General features: G+C 42.2%; 22 protein-coding genes. 16 read left to right on the forward strand and 6 right to left on the reverse strand.

Features of this window, described 5'->3' with window-relative positions; all coding sequences use genetic code 11:
- Positions 1-54 precede the first annotated feature (54 nt).
- The 4 genes from J2Z48_RS03095 to J2Z48_RS03110 all read right to left on the reverse strand — a co-directional run bounded on the left by J2Z48_RS03095 (position 55) and on the right by J2Z48_RS03110 (position 6,279).
- Complete coding sequence (locus tag J2Z48_RS03095) at positions 55-2,232, reverse strand: S8 family serine peptidase (RefSeq protein WP_307250915.1); 2,178 nt, start codon at positions 2,230-2,232, stop codon at positions 55-57.
- Positions 2,233-2,400: 168 nt separating this feature from the next.
- Entirely contained in the window at positions 2,401-4,008 is a 1,608-nt protein-coding gene (locus J2Z48_RS03100) for a putative polysaccharide biosynthesis protein (protein ID WP_307250917.1), read from the reverse strand.
- A 122-nt stretch (positions 4,009-4,130) separates the two neighbouring features.
- Positions 4,131-5,270 (reverse strand): enoyl-ACP reductase FabV, encoded by a 1,140-nt coding sequence (gene fabV, locus J2Z48_RS03105; protein ID WP_307250919.1) that lies wholly within the window; start codon positions 5,268-5,270, stop codon positions 4,131-4,133.
- Between the two features lie 247 nt (positions 5,271-5,517).
- Positions 5,518-6,279, reverse strand: a complete 762-nt coding sequence (locus J2Z48_RS03110; protein WP_307250921.1) for a sporulation protein — start codon at positions 6,277-6,279, stop codon at positions 5,518-5,520.
- A gap of 260 nt (positions 6,280-6,539) precedes the next feature.
- Here J2Z48_RS03110 and J2Z48_RS03115 point away from each other — a divergent pair, with 260 nt between their 5' ends.
- The 12 genes from J2Z48_RS03115 (at position 6,540) to J2Z48_RS03170 (ending at position 18,001) form a co-directional block, all read left to right on the forward strand.
- Complete coding sequence (locus J2Z48_RS03115) at positions 6,540-7,445, forward strand: YicC/YloC family endoribonuclease (protein WP_307250924.1); 906 nt, start codon at positions 6,540-6,542, stop codon at positions 7,443-7,445.
- Between the two features lie 142 nt (positions 7,446-7,587).
- On the forward strand, positions 7,588-7,857 hold the full coding sequence (gene remA, locus J2Z48_RS03120) for an extracellular matrix/biofilm regulator RemA (protein WP_072334172.1): 270 nt from the start codon (positions 7,588-7,590) through the stop codon (positions 7,855-7,857).
- Positions 7,858-7,873: 16 nt separating this feature from the next.
- Positions 7,874-8,476, forward strand: coding sequence for a guanylate kinase (gene gmk, locus J2Z48_RS03125; RefSeq protein ID WP_307250927.1), 603 nt, complete (start codon positions 7,874-7,876; stop codon positions 8,474-8,476).
- 21 nt (positions 8,477-8,497) lie between these two features.
- A complete protein-coding gene (rpoZ, locus tag J2Z48_RS03130; protein WP_307250929.1) occupies positions 8,498-8,704 on the forward strand; it encodes a DNA-directed RNA polymerase subunit omega in 207 nt (68 codons plus the stop codon).
- A 78-nt stretch (positions 8,705-8,782) separates the two neighbouring features.
- Positions 8,783-9,991 (forward strand): bifunctional phosphopantothenoylcysteine decarboxylase/phosphopantothenate--cysteine ligase CoaBC, encoded by a 1,209-nt coding sequence (coaBC, locus tag J2Z48_RS03135; protein ID WP_307250931.1) that lies wholly within the window; start codon positions 8,783-8,785, stop codon positions 9,989-9,991.
- A complete protein-coding gene (gene priA, locus J2Z48_RS03140; RefSeq protein ID WP_307250933.1) occupies positions 9,978-12,428 on the forward strand; it encodes a primosomal protein N' in 2,451 nt (816 codons plus the stop codon). The genes coaBC and priA overlap by 14 nt, the downstream gene beginning before the upstream one ends.
- A 40-nt stretch (positions 12,429-12,468) precedes the next feature.
- On the forward strand, positions 12,469-12,936 hold the full coding sequence (gene def / locus J2Z48_RS03145) for a peptide deformylase (protein ID WP_307250935.1): 468 nt from the start codon (positions 12,469-12,471) through the stop codon (positions 12,934-12,936).
- Between the two features lie 3 nt (positions 12,937-12,939).
- Positions 12,940-13,893 (forward strand): methionyl-tRNA formyltransferase, encoded by a 954-nt coding sequence (fmt, locus tag J2Z48_RS03150; protein WP_307250936.1) that lies wholly within the window; start codon positions 12,940-12,942, stop codon positions 13,891-13,893.
- Between the two features lie 3 nt (positions 13,894-13,896).
- Positions 13,897-15,267, forward strand: coding sequence for a 16S rRNA (cytosine(967)-C(5))-methyltransferase RsmB (gene rsmB, locus J2Z48_RS03155; RefSeq protein WP_307250938.1), 1,371 nt, complete (start codon positions 13,897-13,899; stop codon positions 15,265-15,267).
- A gap of 210 nt (positions 15,268-15,477) precedes the next feature.
- The gene (locus tag J2Z48_RS03160) at positions 15,478-16,002 is read left to right on the forward strand and encodes a DUF4309 domain-containing protein (protein ID WP_307250940.1); all 525 of its coding nucleotides are present in this window, start codon (positions 15,478-15,480) and stop codon (positions 16,000-16,002) included.
- A gap of 164 nt (positions 16,003-16,166) precedes the next feature.
- Complete coding sequence (locus tag J2Z48_RS03165; protein ID WP_307250942.1) at positions 16,167-16,637, forward strand: MarR family transcriptional regulator; 471 nt, start codon at positions 16,167-16,169, stop codon at positions 16,635-16,637.
- Between the two features lie 128 nt (positions 16,638-16,765).
- Positions 16,766-18,001: an MFS transporter gene (locus J2Z48_RS03170; protein ID WP_307250944.1), complete on the forward strand. Its 1,236-nt coding sequence runs from the start codon at positions 16,766-16,768 to the stop codon at positions 17,999-18,001.
- Positions 18,002-18,050: 49 nt separating this feature from the next.
- Here the strand turns inward: J2Z48_RS03170 and J2Z48_RS03175 are convergent, their stop codons facing one another.
- Positions 18,051-18,749, reverse strand: a complete 699-nt coding sequence (locus J2Z48_RS03175) for a pirin family protein (RefSeq protein ID WP_307250946.1) — start codon at positions 18,747-18,749, stop codon at positions 18,051-18,053.
- 683 nt (positions 18,750-19,432) lie between these two features.
- Positions 19,433-20,575, reverse strand: coding sequence for a tetratricopeptide repeat protein (locus tag J2Z48_RS03180; RefSeq protein WP_307250948.1), 1,143 nt, complete (start codon positions 20,573-20,575; stop codon positions 19,433-19,435).
- A gap of 469 nt (positions 20,576-21,044) precedes the next feature.
- Here J2Z48_RS03180 and J2Z48_RS03185 point away from each other — a divergent pair, with 469 nt between their 5' ends.
- The 4 genes from J2Z48_RS03185 (at position 21,045) to J2Z48_RS03200 (ending at position 22,605) form a co-directional block, all read left to right on the forward strand.
- Positions 21,045-21,392, forward strand: coding sequence for a hypothetical protein (locus J2Z48_RS03185; RefSeq protein ID WP_307250950.1), 348 nt, complete (start codon positions 21,045-21,047; stop codon positions 21,390-21,392).
- Between the two features lie 46 nt (positions 21,393-21,438).
- Complete coding sequence (locus J2Z48_RS03190; RefSeq protein WP_307250952.1) at positions 21,439-21,597, forward strand: hypothetical protein; 159 nt, start codon at positions 21,439-21,441, stop codon at positions 21,595-21,597.
- 306 nt (positions 21,598-21,903) lie between these two features.
- Positions 21,904-22,164 (forward strand): hypothetical protein, encoded by a 261-nt coding sequence (locus J2Z48_RS03195; RefSeq protein WP_307250954.1) that lies wholly within the window; start codon positions 21,904-21,906, stop codon positions 22,162-22,164.
- Positions 22,165-22,206: 42 nt separating this feature from the next.
- Positions 22,207-22,605, forward strand: coding sequence for a S8/S53 family peptidase (locus tag J2Z48_RS03200; protein ID WP_307250956.1), 399 nt, complete (start codon positions 22,207-22,209; stop codon positions 22,603-22,605).
- The last annotated feature ends 87 nt before the right edge of the window (positions 22,606-22,692 follow it).

The raw sequence follows: 22,692 nt of genomic DNA on the forward strand, positions 1-22,692 counted from the left end.
AAGCCTGCTTCGTGAAGTGAAGCAGGCTTTGTTTTGCTATCATTATGTAGTTATTTAAGCACCTACATAGTAATAGAACGGAATGCGAATTGGCTCGTTTTTCTCATTTACGATCGTGATATAACCTTGATAATCGCCATCATCTTTCTTCTTCGGATTTACCGTTACATTAAATGTAGTGGATTTTCCTTTGGCAAGGGTAAGTAAGGTCTTATCCGATTTCACGAGAGAATTTCCCTTGATTTGATACACTTGACGCTTGGAGGTTGGGTTTTTCAACGTAACTTGCAGTTTCACTTGATCGCCTGTCTTGGATAGCTTTCCAAAGCTTAAGCTTGCTGGGTTTGCCATCAAGACTGGATTTAGTGCTTTTCCTAAATTGACTACACCTGCACCTACTTCAACTGGAAGAGCGGCACTCTTTGGATTAACCGCTGTACCCATTAATGCAGACTTGATGTCTTGAGGAGTCCAATTAGGATGAGCTTGGGTCAAGAGAGCAGATGCCCCCGTAACGTGAGGAGCAGACATGGATGTACCATTGTAAGCCGCTAATCCGCCACCGACAACACTGGAGTACACGTTTACGCCAACTGCGGCTACATCTGGCTTCAAGGTGTAGTTAATCGTTGGACCACGGGAAGAAAATCCTGCGATTTGTAGAGAATCTGGTGTGAAGAATTCGTTGTCAGAACCAGGAGTGAACTTGACAGAGCCTTCCCCACTTGTGAGCCATGTTCCATCTACATCCGAAACCATAGCTACTGGGACAGTTACGCTTGTTTCCACTGATGGGGAGGTAGGCGCACCTGATTGGTTGTTTACGATTAGGACACCAACAGCACCTTTTGCTTGCGCATTGGTTGCTTTTTGGGTAAAGGAACATGTACCACGCTTCACGATGGCAATCTTCCCAGTTAAATCACTTGTGAGTGGGTCACAAGCAAGGTCCAAGTCATTAGAAGCATCTTTTACTGGTAGTAAAGGAGCTACTACTTCTTTCTCTACTGTTCCACCAGGGGATGCAGAACCGACTGGAAGGGTTTTGTTTTCACCTTTTACAGTTGCTTGGATCGCTTTTCCGAAGAAATGGCTATTGCTTACGGCCGCTACTGTAATGACATCCGATGCAATTCCAGGGGAACCGATCGTTTGTGCACCAGGACCGTTATTACCAGCGGAGATAACGGTTGTCATACCCGCACGAGAAGCAGCGTTGACTACTTCTACGAGTAAGTCAAAACCAGTCGTAGCAGGACCGCCTAAGCTTAAGTTTGCTACATCCATGCCATCGTTTACAGCGTCTTCTACTGCTTTGGCGATGAATGTGCTATCTGCGTTACAGTCGTCACAAGGGAATACATTATAGTTTCCTAAGTATGCTTTTGGTGCAACGCCACTTAATGGAGTTTTGGCTACACCGGTTGGATCCTTATATCCTTCAATTCCAGCGATCGTACCCGCAACGTGGCTTCCATGAGAGCCAATTGCTTCTGGTGTACGAATCCCTTTTCCATCCGCTTGGTAGTTTACCGCTTCTGGATGGTACACTTTCGCTACGATTACTTTATTGCTCGTATATTTTAACCATTCATCCATCGAGCCAGTTCCGCTTAAGTCAGCTTGTACTTTCGGGAATCCTTCTGGCATTTTCAGAGATGGATCTTTCAGGAATGGATGATTTTGGTCGATTCCAGAATCGATTACGGCTACTTTTACGCCGTCTCCTTTATATCCAGCCTTCCATACAGGAAGAGTATTTATGAGTTCAAGCGACTTATTCATGGTCGGGCGGTATTGTTTACTCTGCACAACTTGCTTAACGCCAGGTGCTTTCTCGAGCGTTTTGACATCGGTGCTAGAAGCCTTTACCGAGAAGCCGTTGAACGTGGTACTGAACTCCGAAACCACTTTTGCTTTTGTCTGTTCTTTGATGTATTTCTTTACCGAATCACGCTTCTTCGTCAGATAAGACTGATAATTCTTTACATCGGAAGATTTTGTGTTTAAATCCTTATCAGGAGCTGGTTGCGTTGCCGCAAAGCCTTTAATGCCTCCATCGTATGTAGCGACTGGCTCATCAGCTAGCTCTACAAAGTAGTAGCCTGAGGTAGCTGGAGTAGAAATTTTGGCATCCGTGTTTGGATCGTTTGCCAATACACTTGATACACTGGATAATACTAATGCTCCACTTAGAAGCATAGACGCAGGAATACGCCATTTTCTCTTCATGAATTGCCCTCCCAAAGATGAATATTGACTCATGATTCAAGTCATAGATATATAATACTATAACTAACATTCAAATCCTTCTTTTTTATTAGTAAATTATAAATTTTATTTACAAATAAAAATGCTAGAAAGAACAATTTCGGTTCTCTCTAGCATTTTTTCGTTCTGTTATCGTTGTAAAATTCGTAGACGAGTAAAGAGCGCAATGATTTTTCCTCCCATGGGAATCATGCGAAGCTCTCTCTCAGTAAGGGTTCGAGTGATAATGAGGGCAAGTAGATAGACAAATGATCCGATCAAAACCATCGCTAAGCTGATAAAGACATAAAATAGACGACTTGGTTCTGTAGTTAGGAAGAGCATAGATTTATAGAAAAGATAGAGAGTAACCAACATAATTCCAGTGCTAAGTAATGGCTTTAGGACATATGTACCAAAGCGGAAGCGAATTCCTGTGACTCGTACCACTTGCCATAGATTCAGCCCGCAAACGACGACATAAGCGAGTACCATCGCTAATGCAGAGCCTCGAATCCCCATCATAGGAATAAACACGAAGTTTCCTATCACTTTGACAGCCGCACCGATTAGTAGATGATGGACTGGGAGCTTATTAAACCCTAATCCTTGTAAAATCCCCGAACAAGTAACTGCTAAGGTACTAAAGATGGCTGAGAACGCAAGGATTGCTAACGTGTCTCCTCCAGTATTATTCTTGTACATTGCGATGTTAAGTGGCTCTACTAGCATCGATAAGGCGAGGCTTGCTGGTAAGCTAATGACAAGTGTCATCAGCCAAGACTGTGAGATTTTATGCTCTACTGCCTCGTATTCCTCGCGAGACATATGCGCCGCAATCGCTGGAATTAAAGCGAGAGTAAGTGAGCTTGAGAAAACCGAAATAACGTTGACAAATGGCTCGCCTCGGCCGTAGATGCCGAATAATTGGGTAGCCATTTTATCTGTCAGCCCTGAGTTCATTAATAAGCGGGGTACGGTGAAAGAATCAATGAGTCCGATTAATGGAAGCACCAGTGTTGCTAATGAAATCGGGATTGCATAGGCAATAATTTTTTTCGATAACCTCTTAAATGATTCAGGACGACGTAAGGGAGGATTCCATTTTTTATAAAGTTGCTCTTTTTTATCACGCAGGTTGTAGCAGAACATCACCATTAAGCCCGCGATTGCACCAAATAAAGCCCCAGCCGTTGCTCCAGCCGCTACTGTCGCATGGTTCATACCAGCTCCAACCATCCAGTACGTCAGCCCAATAAGTACTCCGACCCGCACAATCTGTTCGATAAGTTGCGAGATTCCAGTTGGCACCATCTGCTGTTGTCCTTGAAAAAATCCACGGTATGCCCCCATGATCGGGACAAACAATATTGCACATGCCAATACCTTCATAGAAGAAGCTGCAGCTGAGTTACCTAGTATCACCTTCGAAATATATTCTGCTCCAAAAAATAGGATGCAAAATGAAAGAACCCCAGTAAGCGTTAAGATAGTAGAGGCAACACGTAAGATGCGCCGTGCTCCAGGATAATCATCATGAGAGAGGTGTTCTGCCACAAACTTCGAAACCGTGATCGGAATTCCAGCTGTTGCGATCATTAAAAGAATCGAGTAGAACGGGAAGGAGATTCGATAGATTCCTACTGTCTCGTCCCCTGCGATATTTTGAAACGGAGCCCAAAAAAGGCTCCCGATAATTTTTGTAAAAAGAGTTAATATGCTTAGGATGAGTGTTCCTTTGACTAATTTATTTGACATGGATTCATACTTCCTTTGTGCGAAAAGTGCATGATGTTTATTTTAGCAGGTTAAGTATATTCTGGATATGTACGAAGATGTCAAATTTAAAAAGAAAAGCAGATTGTTGTAGTCCTTACTCCTCAATCAGCCTCAAAACCAAAGAGATGAAAGAAGTCTTCTCGGAATCCTTTTAGATCTGTGAGTTCATACACATTTTCCGAATTCACCTTCTCTAAAATCGCGGAAACTTCCTGCTGAACGTCTGCGCGCATCTCCCAATCATCAATACGGATTCGTCCTTCCTCATCAAGCGGAAGCGGTTGATTTGAGTAGAGAAAATCTTGATAGAGACGGTTCATCTGTTCGATGCAACCTTCATGAATTCCTTTTTCTTTCATCACTTTGTATAAAGCGGATATGTAGAGCGGGATAACGGGAATGGCGGTACTTGATTGAGTAACCAGCCCTTTACATACTGTCACGATTGCTTGTCCGTTTACAGATGATAGCTCCTTACTTAATTCATGAGCCGTTGCTTCCAGATGATCCTTTGCACGTCCGATCGTTCCATTGCGATAAATAGGGTGGGTCATCTCGGGGCCGATGTAGGAGAAGGCGATGGTTTTCACACCACTACTTAGAACATCCGCTTCTTTTAGCGCCAGCATCCATGAACGCCAATCTTCCCCGCCCATCACTTTTACCGTGTCCGCAATTTCTTCCTCATTTGCTGGCTGTAGTTCCACGTCCGTTACTTCTCCTGTATGGAAATGTACCGTTTTATTTTGATACGGTGAACCAATTGGTTTTAAGACAGAATAATAAGCCTCTCCTGTTTGCGGATCAGTCCGCTTGGCAGTAGCAAGGCTATAGATTACCAAGTCAATCTTGCCTAAGTCCTGCTTAATCAGTTGAATTGTTTCTTCCTTTATCTCATTGGAAAAAGCATCTCCATTTACATGCTTGGCATAGAGCCCTTCTTGATGAGCAAACTCTTCAAATGCCATCGAATTATACCAGCCAGCCGATGCCCCGCGTTTAGCAGTTCCTCGTCCGCCCGAAAAAACGCCAATTGTACTTGCACCTGCTCCAAAAGCAGATACAATCCGCGCAGACAGCCCGAATCCCTTCGAAGCTCCGATCACCAGCACATTCTTAGGTCCATTGGTTAATGTAGGTTGTTTTTGAATAAAATCAATCTGTTTTCTTACCTGCTCTCTGCATCCTGCAGGATGAGCGTTTGTACAAATAAAGCCACGAAATCTAGGTTTTAAGTCCATGTAAGCGATTCCTCTCTGTTGTTCCGAAATATATTTGGTTATCATACCACAATGGAAAACAAAAATCGCGTTGAGTGTGGGCTGACAACCTTATCACTTTCAGTACCAACCTATTAAAAATAGCAAATCCCTTGTCCGATGGAGATGAGGGATTTGCTATTTTTTGATGAAATCATTTTTGATATACGGATGTTGTTAACCAATGAACATAGTCAAAAACTCACAGGACAGATCTTGCTTCGATTGTTTAGCTATGCGCAAGGTCTTTGCGGATCATTTCTTCTAAGTACTTTTGGGTAGATTCTACATTCTTTAGGGTTTCCTCATCTATGAGAAAGGAGTGCGTTAACTTTTTGCTCTGTAGGAAGCTAAGATAGTTAGAATGGTCGTTCTCTTTTAGGGTGATATCAAAGATGCCAGTGAGCTCTTTTTGCTCTTTCTGATTCTCAAAATAGAAACCAACTTGCTCAAATTTCCTGTAGAAATAAGAGGTGGGACGGTACTGAAGCAACTGGCCAAAGGACTCGTTATCGAGTGGTAGCGAACCTTCCCAAGTCTGGTGGAAGCCTAGTTGTTCGATTGCCTGATAAAAATTCTCTAGGTGTTTTGCTGGTTTTACCTGTAGATAATCTCGATCATGTGCATCAATCGCATGTTTAATCTCTAAATTGGATAGAAAGAAATACTTGGTGTTAATCGAAGACGGTGGGAGATCTTCTGGACAATGGAAGCTAAAGGGAACTTCTTTTGTCTCTCCTGGCTCAAGTTCGTACTCTTCTTTGCTTATCCCGATGCTGGCAATCTTTTTATGGATGTTACTCAGAGATGTTGCATGGCAAGATTCCATCATAAAATAGACGGAGAGTCCCTCAATATCTTGCTCTGCTTTTCCACCAGTAACAACAAAGTGCCCAGTTACTTCTTCTCCTGCCCGAACGGTCGGATGATCCAATCTTAAGTCGATCTTTGCTGTTCCTAAACCAATAGAGGCTAATACTGTTTCAAACAATTTAATTCCTCCCTAACCCATCATTTTTTCTCTATTATACACATACGATGCTAGTAGTCGAGATGCTATAGATGTGTATAATAGAAGAAAAATGCAAGAGTGTGTTTTCAAACTATGAATCAACCTAAGAATATTGTGCAAATATGTCTATGGCGACACTAGGAAGGGATTCGATTTTAAAGGACGATTTTGATCGTATAGAATTGATTTAAAATGGATCCCCATTGCGCAGGGGCTATTTTTTTTGTCACAATAGAGATATGAAACCATTACAAACAGCTAAATCGTATACAGTAAGTATGACGGGCTATGGACGTGGAGAGGTTGCTACGTCGGGGATGCAGATTATTACGGAGATTCGTACGGTAAATCATCGTTTTTTGGATTTAATTCTTCGCCTGCCCCAAGGATTTGCAGGACAGGAGGAGTGGATTCGCAAGCAGGTGCGTGAGTCGATTCGCCGAGGACGTGTGGAGTTATCGATCTTTATAAAAGAAGAAGGGGAGTCAGGGAAGCAAGTTGTGTTGGATGAGGAGTTGCTACAATCTTATCTAGCGATTAGTCGGAAATTATGTGATGAGGGGATTGTAACGGGCTCTTTGACGATACAGGATGTATGGAAGAAGCAAGAATTGTGGAAGATGGAGGAGACGAAGCGGGATTGGGATGAGTATGGTGAATGGATCCGAGAATCGATTCAGCAAGCTTTAACGAAATTGCAAGAGATGCGATCACTAGAGGGACAGGCTCTGGAGAAGGACTTACTCACGTTGTTAACGTCTTTTGAAGAGACGGTGGAGAAGATATCGGGGATTGCTCCACAAGCTACAGAACACTACCGTGAGAAGTTGCACAATCGTTTGCTTGAGTTAGAGGCGAATGTGGGAGAATTAGAGGATCGTCTGCTAACGGAGGTTGCGATCTTTGCTGAGCGGACGGATATTACGGAAGAGATTACGAGACTTGTGAGTCATAGCGAACAGTTTCGGAGTTCATTTGAACGGGATGAACCGATTGGAAGAAGGCTTGATTTCTTGATCCAAGAGATGAATCGGGAGATGAATACGATTGGTTCGAAATCAAATCATGCACAAATTACGCTGTGGGTGGTAGATTGTAAGAGTATCTTGGAAAAAATGAAAGAACAGGTGCAAAATCTGGAGTAATTCACTATGAAACATAGCTAACTCGTTGATTCTTGACAGAAAACGGTCTACAATAGCTAGAGCAGGATGAATTCGAGAAGAACGAATAAGCCAATTCGACATCATCTAGGATTGTTTACATTAGGGCGAGGAGGTACCAGAGTTGGGAATCAAACTCATTAATATCGGCTTTGGTAACATTGTTTCAGCAAACCGAATTATATCGATTGTTAGTCCAGATTCTGCCCCCATTAAACGAATTATCCAAGAAGCTCGGGAACGCGGAGTATTAATCGATGCTACATATGGTCGTCGCACAAGAGCCGTCATTATTACAGATAGTGATCATGTCGTCTTGTCTGCGGTTCAGCCAGAGACAGTAGCCCATCGCTTAGCAAGTAAAGAGCAGGCATCGGAAGAAGTCGCGGATTAGTAGAAAGGTTGACAAGATGAAAGCAGAATATCATCAATCAGGTCTTTTGATCGTAGTCTCTGGTCCATCTGGGGTAGGAAAAGGTACAGTATGTACGGCTCTTCGTAAGCGATTGCCTAATCTAGCATATTCTGTATCTGCTACTACTCGTCAGCCTCGTGCAGGGGAACGGGATGGAGTTAATTATTTTTTTAAGACGAGAGCAGAATTTGAACAAATGATTCATAATGATGAACTCATCGAATGGGCGGAGTATGTAGGAAACTACTACGGAACCCCTCGCAAGTATGTGGAGGAAACACTAGCATCTGGGAAAGATATCGTGCTCGAGATCGAAGTACAAGGTGCCTATCAAGTGAAGGAAGCATTTCCGGATGGAGTGTTTATCTTCCTCGTTCCTCCTTCAATGGACGATTTACGTACTCGTATTTTACATCGGGGTTCCGAGACGACGAGTTCTCTCGAGAACCGCCTCGGTGCTGCAAAAGACGAGTATCAACATATTCACCGATATGACTATGTGGTGATAAATGATGAAGTTCAAAAGGCTTGTGACCGTGTAGAAGCAGTTTTGCTAGCCGAACACTGCCGAGCAGATCGTTTGGTCATGTCAGAGTAAGAAAAGATAGGGGGTTAGGATATGTTATATCCATCGATTGACGAGTTAATGGAAAAAGCAGATAGCAAATACGCTTTAGTGGTACTTGCTTCAAAGCGTGCCCGCGGTCTATTAGAAGGAACAAGTGAGCTCCAATTAAAACCACGTTCCAAAAAGTATGTAGGTGCCGCTCTTGAAGAAATCGCGATTGACTTGATTGTCACACCAGGAAAAACGAAAAACGCGTAACGAATATGATACATCTAAAAAAATAACAACCAACTGTGGTTGTTATTTTTTTAGATGATATGAAGAGGGATGAGCGTTATGAAGGGGAAACGAATACTGCTTGGGATTACCGGGGGAATCGCTGCTTATAAGGCGGCTACGATTGCGAGTCAACTCTATCAGCGCGGGGCAGATGTCCGTGTCATCATGACGAAGTCGGCGACGCAATTTATCACCCCTCTTACATTGCAAACGCTTTCTCATCACCAAGTTTATACGGATACGTTTGACGAGCGTGATCCAGAAGTAGTCTCTCATATTGATCTAGCCGATCACGCAGATTTGATTGTAGTCGCACCCGCAACGGCAAATATCATTGGCAAGGTAGCACATGGATTAGGTGACGATATGCTGTCTACCACGATACTCGCTACAACAGCGCCAATCGTAATGGCACCAGCGATGAATGTTCACATGTATGAAAATGTGATCGTTCAAAAAAATATCCAAACCCTGAGGGAATTAGGGATACAGTTTATCGAGCCAGGTTCGGGGCAGTTAGCATGTGGTTATGTAGGACAAGGGAGAATGGAAGAGCCAGAAGTAATTATGAACTGGATTGAACAATATTTTGCCTACGAAGCTGAAAAGCCTTTAGCGGGGAAAAAGCTATTAATCACAGCAGGTCCAACGATTGAACCAATTGATCCTGTTCGCTATATGTCTAACCATAGCTCTGGCAAAATGGGCTATGCAATCGCAGAGCAAGCGAAAAAGGCGGGGGCGGAAGTAGTGCTGGTAAGTGGTCCTGTCACGATAGCTCCACCAGAAGGAGTAAAGGTGATCCACGTAAAACGGGCGACAGAGATGATGGATGCAGTGATGAGTGAGCTTGCTACATCCGATATTATTGTCAAATCAGCGGCAGTAGCCGATTATCGTTCTAAGGCCATATTTGATGAGAAGATAAAGAAGAATTCGGAAGAACTTACGTTAGAGTTGGAGAAAAATCCGGATATCGCCGCAGAAGTGGGTCGTATGAAAAGACCCGATCAGATACTGGTGGGCTTTGCCGCGGAAACAGAACAGGTTGAGCGATATGCGAAAGGAAAACTAGAGCGGAAAAACATGGATCTCATCATCGCCAATGATGTTACGAAGCCGGGCGCTGGCTTTGGAACGGATACGAATATTGTGACCATCTATGATCGCAGTGGAGATAAAATCGAGCTACCACAGCTTTCCAAACAAGAGGTGGCACGTCATATTGTACAAGTGATTGGAGAGCGATTACATGCCAGAGCGTAATGGCTGGATGGCGGATGTATATGTGGAAGTGCCTGCCAAAGCGGTCGATCGTCCTTATAGCTACTTAATCCCAGATGAGTGGCGAGAAGAGGTTCAGATTGGGAGCCGGGTGCAGGTTCCCTTTGGTCCCCGAACGTTAATCGGATATGTAGTCGATGTAAGAGAAGGAGAGCTTCCGCCGCGGGTAAAAGCGATTCAAGAGGTGCTTGATTTACAGCCACCCCTTACACCTGAGCTGGTCAGGATTGGACGACGGATGGCGGATGAATATCTTTGTACGACGATTACCGCCTTGCAAGCAATGGTTCCCTCTGTCTTAAAGGGAACGTATCAAAAGAAGATCACTCTTGCGACGGATTATGATCAGAGGGAAGTGCCTATATCGCTCGGAGAAATGTTTGGTTCTCTGCATCAAGCGATTTCACTAGGAAATGGAGTTATTTCTTGGGAAGAGGCGTGCCAGATTCAGGGCATTCATCGTGGTATCCTAAAACGATTATCGGAGCAAGGGTTGATTCGGATTCATGAAGTGGTAGGAGATAAGATTACGAAACAAACCACGACATGGGTCTGGCTCACATCGCCTTCTGATGGAGAGATGATGTTACTCAATCTGCCGAAGCGAGCGATGAAGCAACGAGAAGTATTTTCGTACTTACTAGAAAAAGGTACAGAAGTATCGCTTCCGGAGTTGCTTTCTGCTACCGCTACGGCTCGTACTACGGTGAAAAGCTTAGTAGAAAAAGGCATCATTTCATGGGAAGAGCGAGAAGAGTATCGCGATCCTTATGCCCATCGCACTTTTGAGCAAACGACAGCACTCTCTTTTACAGATGAACAGGCTGATGCGTTTGATGCGATCATGAGTCCAATCAACAACGGTCAAGCAGAGACGATTTTACTCCACGGTGTTACAGGGAGCGGTAAGACGGAAATTTATCTGCAAGCGATCGCGGAAGTGTTAGCCAAGGGGAAGGAAGCGATCGTGCTCGTCCCAGAGATTTCCCTCACTCCGCAGATGGTGGATCGATTTAAAGGGAGATTTGGCTCGCAAGTAGCGGTTCTTCATAGTCGGTTGTCTAGCGGAGAGCGCTTTGATGAATGGCTCAAGATACGTCGTGGAGAAGTCAAAATTGTCGTAGGGGCTCGTTCGGCGATTTTTGCTCCTTTTGAGCGTTTAGGCATCATTATCATCGACGAAGAGCACGAATCCTCCTATAAACAAGAAGAGAATCCACGTTACCACGCGAGAGAGATTGCTCAGTGGCGAATTCAGGAACATCAAACGGCGCTCGTTTTAGGTTCTGCTACTCCACAAGTAGAAAGCTATTTTGCCGCTCGTACGGGAGAATACCGTCTCATTAATCTACATAAAAGAGTACACGGTCGACCATTGCCAGAAGTGGAAGTGGTTGATTTAAGAGAAGAGTTAGCGAAAGGAAATCGCTCGATGTTTAGTCAATCGTTAAAGACGGAACTGATCGAGTGTATCAATCGAGGGGAGCAAGCGGTCTTATTCCTGAACCGTCGTGGATACTCTACTTTTGTGATGTGCCGGGATTGTGGGGAAACGCTTGCTTGTCCTCATTGTGAAATCTCATTAACCTACCATGAGACCAATCGTACGGTACGCTGTCATTATTGCGGTTATGCGAGTCAACTTCCCAAGCAGTGCCCACAATGTGAGAGTGAACATATCCGTCACTTCGGTACAGGTACGCAAAAAGTGGAAGCGGAGCTAGGTAAAGCTTTTCCGGGAATTCGTGTGATCCGGATGGATGTGGACACCACTTCGCGTAAGGGATCTCACGAGCGTCTTTTAAACGACTTCGGGGCAGGTCGGGCGGATGTGCTTCTCGGAACACAGATGATCGCGAAGGGGCTTGATTTCCCTAAAGTTACATTAGTCGGTGTCATAGCCGCAGATTCGATGCTACATCTGCCGGATTTCCGAGCGGCGGAGCGAACGTATCAATTACTCACGCAAGTAAGTGGACGTGCGGGCCGTCATGAGTATCTAGGAAAAGTGATTATCCAGACGTATTCAACTGACCACTATAGTATTCAGGCGGCGGCAGAACATTGGATTGAGGATTTTTACCGACAGGAATGCCAGATGCGAAAGCTACATCTCTATCCACCTTTCCGCAGGCTCTATACGATGGTGATTAGCCACCCCGACCGTGTGCGAGTACTGAAATACGGACAAGAGATAGCACGTAGCCTAAGCCAAGGAACCTTTCAATATGATTATCAAGTGTTAGGTCCTGTCCCAGCGATGATCCCGAAGATAAAAGATCGTTATCGTTTGCAAATCATGATAAAATATGAGGCTAACCCAGATATGAACGCCTATATAAAAGAACGCGTCAGGCAAGCAGCCCATATGCAGGACGATGCAGATCTACGTATTCAGATACAACGCGATGGCGTATGATAGAGTATATGTGTATGTTTTTTGAAGAGGAGAGAATGGTATGTCCATCAGAAATATTGTGCAAATTGGAGAACCGATATTAAAAGAAAAAGCAAAGCCTGTGACCAAGTTCCACGCTCGTTTACATAAATTGTTAGATGATATGGCAGAAACGATGTATGATGCCAACGGAGTAGGATTAGCGGCACCGCAAATTGCGATTTCCAAGCGAGTGATCGTGGTCGATGTAGATGAACAATTATATGAAGTGGTCAATCCAGAGATCGTTGAGAAGCGTGGCGAGCAGTTCAATCCACCAGAAGGATGTCTCAGTATCCCGAATCTACTTGGGGAAGTGCGCCGCGCCGACTATATTAAGGTAGTAGGGCAAGATCGGAATGGAAATCCGATTGAAATCGAAGCAGACGGATTTTTGTCTCGTGCGTTTCAACATGAAGTAGATCATTTAAACGGAATTTTATTCCCTGATGTGGCTGAGCGAGTGTTCCGTCCAACTGAGGAGGAATAGTCGATGAATGGTATAAAAGATACACGAATTGTTTTTATGGGCACACCGGATTTTGCTGTGCCCGTTTTACGTATGCTAGTAGAAGAAGGATACCATATCATCCAAGTCGTGACCCAGCCAGATCGCCCGAAAGGTCGGAAGCGTGAATTAACCCCGCCTCCGGTAAAAGTAGCGGCACAAGAATTAGGACTGCCTGTCTATCAACCAGAAAAAGTGCGGATTCCTGAAGAGATGCAACCCATTATCGATTTGAATCCCGACCTCATCATCACAGCCGCCTTCGGACAAATCTTGCCAAAGGCGTTGTTAGATGTACCCGCATACGGATGTATCAATGTACATGCGTCCCTGCTTCCAAAATATCGTGGAGGTGCGCCGATTCATCAATCGATTATCGATGGAGAAGAGGCGACAGGCGTTACCATTATGTACATGGTAGAAGCGTTAGATGCAGGGGATATGATCGCACAAAGCTCCATCCCGATTACGCAGGAAGACCATGTGGGGACGATGTTTGAGAAGCTTTCAGTCGTGGGGGCTGACCTATTGAAGGAAACATTACCAGCCCTGTTACGCGGCGAGATTCAAGCAGTGACTCAGGACGCTGGACAAGTTACCTTTGCCCCTAATATTAAACGAGAACAAGAAATCCTAGACTGGAATCGTACAGCTGTTCAGTTGTATAACCAAGTCCGCGGCATGCATCCTTGGCCTGTTGCGTTTACACTATGGAATGGACAACCTATGAAAGTATGGTGGGCAGAGCCTTTATCGGATGAGAAAACGGATCAAGCACCGGGAACCGTAGTTGCTCTGCAAAAAGAGGGCATCGTGGTAGCAACAGGAGATGGTTGTCTGAAGCTGACTGATTTACAGCCATCCGGTAAGAAGCGTCTGACGGCAGAGCAATTAATAAATGGTCGTCAGATTCATGTAGGAGATCGATTAGGAGAATAATCCATGAAAAAGAACAACCAGCGACAATCTGCGAGAGATGTTGCGTTAGATATATTAATTCAATATGAATCAAAAGAGGCATTTAGCAATCTATTATTAAATCAATCTCTAGAACGAAGCCAGTTAGAGCCTCGGGATAAACGGCTCGTTACCGAATTGGTTTACGGCGTGATTCAGCGGCAAAACTCATTAGACTGGGTGATCGATAAGCTCATCTCACGCGGTAGTAAATCAGTAGAGCCGTGGGTGAGGCAATTACTACGTATGGGTCTGTACCAAATGATCTACCTCGATAAAATCCCGGAAAGAGCGGCGGTTCATGAAACGGTAGAAATCGCCAAAGCGAGAGGACATAAAGGGATTTCCGGACTGGTAAACGGAGTCTTACGTAACTTCCTACGAAATAAAGAGAAGTTCTCGCCAACGTTTACCCCTACTTCTCACAAAGAAGAAGCGATTGTCTATTCGCATCCTCTGTGGATGGTGAAGCGGCTTCATGAAGTGTATGGTGACAAGGAAGCAGTAAAAGCATTGCAAGCGCAAAACCAACCACCTAAGGTAAGCGTGCGGATCAATTCCATGAGATGGGATCGGGATGCTTTTATCGAAGCTTGGAACGAAGAAGAAACAGGAGGGGCTTCCCCATCCGAACTAGCCCTTGATGGTGTCATCTTGAAGGGAGTCGGCAATGCGGCATCCCACTTCTACTATCAAGAAGGTGCTTATACCATTCAAGATGAAAGCTCGATGCTCGTGGCACGAGCAGTGGATCCGAAACCGGGTATGCGCGTATTAGATGCTTGCGCCGCTCCTGGCGGGAAGGCAACGCATCTTGCAGAGCGAATGAACGATGAAGGAACGGTCATTGCCTATGATGTCCATAATCATAAGATGGATCTCATTCGTGAACAGGCGCGTCGTCTCGATCTTGAGCACATCAAGACAAGAGTAAGCGATGCGAGAGAAATCGAATTGGATGGTGAGCCTTTATACGATGCTATTCTACTAGATGCTCCCTGTTCGGGTTTAGGCGTAATCCATCGTAAGCCCGATATCAAATGGAGCAAAGAAACAGAACAAATTCGCGATCTTACTAAGATCCAAAGCGAACTACTCGATCGTATGGCTACCCTCGTAAAACCCGGTGGAACCCTCGTTTATAGCACCTGTACATGGGAGCCACAAGAAAATCGAGAACAAGTCGAGCAGTTTTTGAAGCGTCACCCTGAGTTTGAACTAGACCCTACGATTTTTGAATTATTGCCTGGGATAGTAAAAAAACGTGGGATTGCAGGAGATGGCTGGATACAACTACTCCCGCACCATTTCAATAGCGATGGATTTTTTATTGCTCGTATGAAGCGACAAGCTTGATAAAAAAAGTAGATTCAAAGAAAGAATACAAAAGAAAACGCTCAAAGGTGGTATAGTACCCTTTGGAGCGTTTTCTTTTGACCCTAGATCCGAATCTATTTTTGTAATTTTGTCACATCTTCATGCATATGATTGTCCCTTTTGTACAAAATAATCTGTATAATTTTAAGTAGCAAGTCAAAAAATAAAGAATAGAGGGGAAATATGAAGATGAAATTGTTGAGAAGCGCTATCGTGGCATCGATTGGAGTATGTACTGTGTTTAGCATGAGTGTTATGGCTCAATCCACTACAGCACCAAACATGGAATTGAAAGTAGACTTGCATAATCAGAGCCAAGATATTCTCAAACAAACCATGAGCTTGGCTGCGGAAGGGAAAGTAATCAACAGCGGGAAGTTTGGGCTTGATTCTCCGAAAAAAGAGATCCTACAAAAGTGGGGGAAACCTGATTATCAAGACAAATTCACTCTTGATTATTCCAAACGCAACGTCACATTTGGTCTTACAAAACAATCCGTCTCATCCGTTATCACCCGAGATCCACAGCTCCTAGCACTCACGCACCAGAAAGTAGAGAAATCACTCGGCAAACCATTTGATTTTGATATTGGTGCTGGAAATATTCATGAATCGTATCGTGCTGGTAAAAATATAATCGAATTCCATTGGACGAATATGACCAAGCCAAACGGTGAATTAGAACTTCTCTCGGTAGTTGTGAAGAAGGGATAATAGTACTCGATCCTTTTTGTCCAAGCATGCAAAAGAAGACTCAAAAGGTAGTGACCTTTTGGGTCTTCTTTTCTATCATTCGAAGATCCCTTCAATATTGTTGAAATAGAAACAAAAGATTACTATAATACTGTTAAATGCACCAACGGATGGGGGAACAGACCGTGAATAAAGAAGAACAGGTCATAATGGGCTTAAGGGACTTATATGACAAGATGGTTTGGCTTAATAAGGATAAGATAGACGATCGTCTTAAGGGTTATAATTCTTCCGAAGTACATTGCATCGAATACATTGAAAGAAACGTAGATCCCAACGTGACCAAACTGGCAGAGTTCTTCTATATGACTCGCGGTGCCCTAAGTAAAATAACGAAGAAGCTTATAAAAAAAGGTCTTATCGAAAGCTACCAGAAATCAGATAATAAGAAAGAAATCTATTTTAGGCTTACGGAGCAAGGGAAAGAAATTTATCAAATCCATGAGGACCTGCACAAAGAGTTTCAAGAACGGGATCAAGCCGTATTTGAGCAGATAACCGAGGAACAATTTGACAGTATCCTTAGCTTTGTAAAAAAGTATAGTCGGCATTTAGATGCAGAAATAAAGAAACAGGGTATAAGTATTAAGTCATAAGGCAGTCCAACTCTATTGAGAATGGGCTGCTTTTTTTATGGCGATTATTTTGTTGACAAAGAAACAAAATGAAGTTATTGTTTTATTGACAAGGAAACAAAATAACAGCTTTTGAGGAGAGAATTTACATGTCCGTATCTAAATTACAAACTGAACAGAAAACAGAACAAACCGTAGATAAACACGCTTTCCTATTCGGTCTTATCTCTGTATTTCTTTGCGGAATAGGCTTCAGTATCATCATACCTGTCGTCCCATTCTTAGTGCAGCCTTATACAAGCAGTCCGGGAGAACAAGCGACAGTTGTTACGCTGCTAACCTCTGTTTATGCAATCTGTGTGTTTTTTGCGGCTCCCGCACTCGGAGCTTTGAGTGACAAATATGGTCGTCGTTTATTGCTCTTAGTATGTCTATTGGGTTCCGCTATTGGGTACTTTGTTTTTGGCATAGGAGGGGCTTTATGGGTATTATTTGCAGGTCGCATAATCGAAGGGATAACAGGAGGGAGCATTAGCACGATCTTCGCCTATTTTGCAGACATCATTCCCCCAGAACAGAGAACCAAATACTTTGGATGGGTGAGCGCAGTTGTAGGTGCAGGCACCGTCATTGGTCCAACTATAGGAGGACTACTTGCCAAGTTTGGTTATTCTGTACCCTTATATTTTGGAGCCATCATAACGTTATTAAATGTTGTTTATGGAATCTTCTATATGCCTGAGAGCCTTGATAAGAAAAATAGACTGAAAGAGATACCCTTTGTCAGACTAAATCCATTTACACAGCTTGCCAACATCCTTTCCATGAAAAACGTAAAAAGGCTACTTGTCTCAGCGTTCTTACTTTGGATACCCAACGGATCTTTACAGGCCATTCTTTCACAATTTACAATGGATACCTTTAGTTGGAAACCTGCACTAATCGGACTGATGTTTACCATTATCGGATTCCAAGACATCATTTCACAAGCTTTCATCATGCCAAGGCTTTTGAAAAAATGTAGTGATAAACAGATCGCAATCCTGGGAATGGTTTCGGAGATGATAGGCTACATTTTGATTGCAACATCGGCTTTATTCTCATTCTATCCTCTTCTGATCGCAGGGATGTTTATATATGGTTTTGGTGATTCGATCTTTGGACCTTCATTCAATGGGATGATTTCCAAGTCTGTCGATTCTAGTGAACAAGGAAGGATTCAAGGAGGGAGTCAATCTATTCAGGCTTTAGCCAAGATGATTGGACCTATCATGGGAGGTTACATCTATGTATCACTGGGTCATGCCGCGCCCGCTTTTATGGGTATGATTCTGATAGCAGCGGCAATAGCCGTTTTATATAAGGGCACACATATAAATACGTAAGAGGGTCCCGATTTTTCACTACGCTAAGTGAAAAATCGGGACCCTTTATTTAAGCGAGGTCTATCAGCATCAAGTGAGTATCCTTCCGAATACTCATGGTTAAATTGGACTGTTCGGTGACTTCGGCTGTATCGCCCGTTTGTACAATTTGCCCGTCTACTTCTAGTTCGCCTTCGATTACAAAGAGATGGACTTTGCGACCTTGCTCTTGGGTAAAAAGAAGTTGCTGATTGGCTTCTAGCTTTCCAACATAGACCGTTACATCTTGATGAATGGATAAAGCGCCCTCTACCTTTTTGCCCGATACAATCGGGATAAGCTTCCCTTTCTGCTTATCAATCGAAAATCCTTTTTGCTCCCAAGAAGGGGGGAGTCCTTGTTGATCAGGGTAAAACCAAATCTGCAATAGATGCGCCTCTTCTTCTTGTGAGTGATTATATTCAGAATGCGAAACCCCACTACCCGCAGTCATCCGCTGTACTTCTCCTGCTCGTAATACTTCTTTGTTCCCTAGACTATCTTCATGCTCCAATGCCCCAGAAATCATATAGGTCATAATCTCGAAGTTTTGATGTGGATGAGTCCCAAACCCTTCTCCGGGTTGAATCACATCATCGTTAAAGACACGAAGTGACCCGAAATGTTGCCGGGTACGATCCTGATAAGATCCAAAAGAGAAACTATGCTTCGTCTGTAGCCATCCATGATCAAAGCTTTTACGTTCAACCGAACGAATGATATGTAACATGTAGGTTGCCTCCTGAATTATGCTTACTTTTAATAAGTAATATATATTTAGTTAGTTAATTTGTCAACTATTCCTACTCAAGTCCGAAGTCGTTGTGCTATTAAACAATAAAAAAACAACCGAGACAATTTAGTCGTCTCAGTTGTTTTTATGTAATCAGGTTATAGATACTCTTTGTTTTCTTTGAGCTATAATGACTGATTCTAGATGAGCAAATTAGATTACAAGAGCATTACCTGCTGATGAATTGCTGAGTTTTAAGTGCTACTCATCTAGACATAATTAACATTTAGTCATTTGGTGGGTCACCTTGTAAGTTGAATAGATAATGTGACATTGTATTCCCTCCTTGTTCCATCTTCAATTTCAATTGTACATCAGTATCAAAGATTTTATCCATTAATTTTTGAAACTTTTGATTATTTTTTATTTAAATGGTGCTGAACTTTACCTTTATTATAAAAGGAGAGAGGTAGAGTTCTTTATAGGGAAATGAAAAAACCTTCCTCTCGAAATAGATTTAGAGAAGAAGGTTTCTAACAGTAAAGAGGGGTTATCTCATATTCAAAACATAGATAACTAGTCACTATCTAACAGGTGGCTCGTCGTCATCGCCTTTAAATGAATCGAATTGATCGAGTTGTTTTAGTGAATGAACCTTTAAGACTTCATTTGCTAGTCTACTAGACAATTTCATATGCGTCTTCCTCACTTTTAAGATTAATATCGATTCCTAAAAGAAATTTTTTCTTTAAACAATCGATAAAATCAGGATCTTCTATTTTCCCCATCTTAACAAAACAATCTGCCTTTTTCAATAGAGCTGAATATTGCCGATGCCTGTGTCCATGTTCCTCACATATGGTGATTGCTTGCTCATAGTAGGAGATAGCTTCTAGATAGCTGTTTTGAAAATAATGAGTATTTCCCATGACAATCAATGCTTTTGCTAAGCCACTAGTATTAGGGATTTTCTTTGAGAGGTCAATTGAGATTTCAAGATGTTTCTTTGCTTTCGACCACTCTTTCTTACAGTTGTAGAGAATGCCAAGCCATGTATGAGATTCAACTTGCCTTCGTGGATATTTTGCATCTTGATCAGAGGCAAGAGCTAGTGTAAAACGATCATAGGCGGTGTCGAGTTCTTTGAGATATAGATGGATACTTCCTAAAATATTTAGTAAATCTAGGTAGCGGTTTCTACTGTTGATTCCTTTTAATATTTTAAAGCCCTCTTCACAAACGTTAATAGCTTCCTGGAATAATCCTCTATTACGCAAAAATATTGCTCTGAAACTGTAAAAGTCCAAAAGTGCACCGTTGTTAATATCAATTTCTGAACGGAGTGGCCATACTTCATTCAATATAAGAAGTGCTTCATCGTTTCGTGAAGCATTCATTAAATACAACACTTTGTTTATATACAGTTTGTACTTTATCTGCTTCATCTCTTTGGTATCATCATATGCCTCTAAACCTTGATTGATGTAGTCAATAGCATGGTCGTAGTCATTTTGAAAATATCGGCAAATACCTAAGCCATTATAGCAACGAGCTATTATGTTATCTGTGGGATTTAAATTGTATTTGCTATAAACTTGGATTGCTTCCAAGTGTTTTTTCTCTGCACTTTTGTAGTCTTTGTTTTTTTCTAAGATGTGTCCGTGTAAACAAAAGTACCAAGGAGCTAATGGATGAAAATCATCCATTTCTACTTGATCCAGAAGGGAGTGCGCCAATCGTAAACTTCCATCTTCTATCATGTGTTCTACAGCATCTAGTTGAAAGGTTAGTTTTTTAAGCTCGTCATTTTCCGTTTTCACCATTTCCTCCAACTCTTTCTTCTTGATGCCGATCTTTTCAAGATACAACTCGAAATAATCGAGTCTTACTGCTTTTCCGTTTTCAATATTACTAGCAGTCGATTTAGAGAGGTCTAGGCATTTTAGATCATCTAATGTTAGATTCTTGTCTCTTATTCTCCTTTTTCGAGCTACATACCGAGAAATTTCACTCTCTAAACTAACATTTTTCATGCTACCACCTCATATAAAAGGGTCTTTCTAAAATCATATAGTTAATAGACGTAATAATCAAATAAATGCAATGTCCAAGTTTTAAACTTGGACAAAAAGCTGAATGGAGGGGAATATTGTCGTTTTCCTCTATTTTTTATGCAAAAAAACTACATATGTTCACGTTTAAAACTTAAATATATAAACTATTGATAAAATTTTAAAATAAATATTATAATTTGGCTAAAGGACAATCCAGCCACGAAAGGAGTTGAAAGAATTGATCAAGCTTCGCGTAGAAGGCATGAGTGATCAGATTCGGTCTTTTTTGCAAGAATTACATCAAAATCCAAGTATAGAAATATCTCAGCAAGAGGATGGTTACACGATCATGGATCAGAAGATCGAGTCGTGCAGTAAGTGTTTGGTTGTTTACTCTCCACAAAGTAGGGTTCAGATCTTAAAAATGACGACACTTGACGGAAAAGTCATTAATATACCGCTGTTGGATGCTGCTTGTGTTCAAATGGATGAAAAGTCACAAATTGTATTTGGAAGAAACTATGACATTTTTGCAAATAAAAAAAGAAGCCATCAAAATGGCTCAAGAAAAAATGAAATCAAATGAATTATACCACAAGTATGTGTGTTGTGTTTAGAAAGAGGGAGCTTGCATGGAAGAGCATGAGAAATACCCCAATCCGATTCTTGTCATTTACGGAACTGTAATGCCAAATCGAGATATCCATTTAATCAAGGTTGTTTGTGATGATGGTTTTGAAATACATCTCTCGGATATGGTGCTTGAAAGCGATGGGAATTCTAGCGATTAGAAACAAGATGTTTCGATAGTTTGGTTGGAATTAAGAGCAGTTCCATAAGCCTAAGAATAACAAAATCCTCTGTCCTAATGTCAGATGATTTTGTTATTCTTATGTGGAGTAATACGAAACTACTTATGTTCCCAACATTTTAAAGTTCTATAACTGAGTCGCCAATTGATAGAATTTGTTCTTTTTCGCTATTGGCTCTTACTCCTTGCTGTTGAAACAATTCTTCTTAATTCACTTTTGCTACTTGGGTTAGAACTTTGGCTAAGATATCACGGATATTAAAAATATGATAAGGTGGAAAATTTCATGATCGCTGAACCTACTTGGAAAAGGATTGGGCTGGCTAAACCATTAGCGGGGGATTCTGGGATAGGAATTACGATTATTATTACGGATGATATCTTTCATCATGCTTCGTTAACTCATTTAAAAGGTAAGGTGCAGAGGGTGGAGGTTAAGAATGATCATACCGTGACATGTGTAGATATATTTGATGAGCCTGAAGTAGAGGAATTATCGAAATACGCACAACATGGTGTAAGTGTATTGAATCTCTTAGCTCATTAGCCAAAAAGAGCGAAAGGAAATATGTATAGTGGTTTAGCTCCAATGGCAAATTTTATGTTTCTTCCTACTACCGAACCAGACCGAATGAGAGTGGGTTTAGAGTGGATATTATGCCACGATGGGAATCCTAAAATATTATTAAGCCTACTTGTTCCACAAGAAAGAGGTTGGGTATCCCCGACAAGGGAAGATCCATATATGAAGGCTTTACAACCAGCGCTTGATGCAGATCTACTGGTCATTTCAGCAGGAGGAAATTCTAGGGCGCATAATAATCTACACCCTACATCTCATTTTGTAATTGGGGGATTTGATGATAAAGGATCTAGTGATAAGAGTGGATATGACGAGCACCCATCTGCTTCCCATGGTTTCAACGGTGATGGTTATTGGAGACCTGATTTACTAGCTCCTTATACGTATTTACCTGTTCCTATTTAGCCCCCAAATTAAATTTGAGTAATCTCCTTTATCCTGTAGAATGAGTTATATACAGTGGAGGAGATTTTTTATGCAAAGAAGACGGTT

The sequence above is a fragment of the Croceifilum oryzae genome (assembly GCF_030814315.1).
GTDB lineage: Bacteria > Bacillota > Bacilli > Thermoactinomycetales > Thermoactinomycetaceae > Baia > Baia oryzae.

What these genes read in the sequence shown, in the direction of transcription:
- rpoZ (WP_307250929.1), top strand. Translation starts at nt 8,498, where the DNA reads ATGTTATATCCATCGATTGACGAGTTAATGGAAAAAGCAGATAGCAAA.
- J2Z48_RS03160 (WP_307250940.1), top strand. Translation starts at nt 15,478, where the DNA reads ATGAAATTGTTGAGAAGCGCTATCGTGGCATCGATTGGAGTATGTACT.
- J2Z48_RS03095 (WP_307250915.1), bottom strand. Translation starts at nt 2,232, where the DNA reads ATGAAGAGAAAATGGCGTATTCCTGCGTCTATGCTTCTAAGTGGAGCA.
- J2Z48_RS03200 (WP_307250956.1), top strand. Translation starts at nt 22,207, where the DNA reads ATGGCAAATTTTATGTTTCTTCCTACTACCGAACCAGACCGAATGAGA.
- J2Z48_RS03115 (WP_307250924.1), top strand. Translation starts at nt 6,540, where the DNA reads ATGAAACCATTACAAACAGCTAAATCGTATACAGTAAGTATGACGGGC.
- fmt (WP_307250936.1), top strand. Translation starts at nt 12,940, where the DNA reads ATGAATGGTATAAAAGATACACGAATTGTTTTTATGGGCACACCGGAT.
- fabV (WP_307250919.1), bottom strand. Translation starts at nt 5,270, where the DNA reads ATGGACTTAAAACCTAGATTTCGTGGCTTTATTTGTACAAACGCTCAT.
- J2Z48_RS03190 (WP_307250952.1), top strand. Translation starts at nt 21,439, where the DNA reads ATGGAAGAGCATGAGAAATACCCCAATCCGATTCTTGTCATTTACGGA.
- J2Z48_RS03170 (WP_307250944.1), top strand. Translation starts at nt 16,766, where the DNA reads ATGTCCGTATCTAAATTACAAACTGAACAGAAAACAGAACAAACCGTA.
- gmk (WP_307250927.1), top strand. Translation starts at nt 7,874, where the DNA reads ATGAAAGCAGAATATCATCAATCAGGTCTTTTGATCGTAGTCTCTGGT.
- J2Z48_RS03100 (WP_307250917.1), bottom strand. Translation starts at nt 4,008, where the DNA reads ATGTCAAATAAATTAGTCAAAGGAACACTCATCCTAAGCATATTAACT.
- def (WP_307250935.1), top strand. Translation starts at nt 12,469, where the DNA reads ATGTCCATCAGAAATATTGTGCAAATTGGAGAACCGATATTAAAAGAA.
- J2Z48_RS03175 (WP_307250946.1), bottom strand. Translation starts at nt 18,749, where the DNA reads ATGTTACATATCATTCGTTCGGTTGAACGTAAAAGCTTTGATCATGGA.
- priA (WP_307250933.1), top strand. Translation starts at nt 9,978, where the DNA reads ATGCCAGAGCGTAATGGCTGGATGGCGGATGTATATGTGGAAGTGCCT.
- coaBC (WP_307250931.1), top strand. Translation starts at nt 8,783, where the DNA reads ATGAAGGGGAAACGAATACTGCTTGGGATTACCGGGGGAATCGCTGCT.
- rsmB (WP_307250938.1), top strand. Translation starts at nt 13,897, where the DNA reads ATGAAAAAGAACAACCAGCGACAATCTGCGAGAGATGTTGCGTTAGAT.
- J2Z48_RS03195 (WP_307250954.1), top strand. Translation starts at nt 21,904, where the DNA reads ATGATCGCTGAACCTACTTGGAAAAGGATTGGGCTGGCTAAACCATTA.
- J2Z48_RS03180 (WP_307250948.1), bottom strand. Translation starts at nt 20,575, where the DNA reads ATGGTGAAAACGGAAAATGACGAGCTTAAAAAACTAACCTTTCAACTA.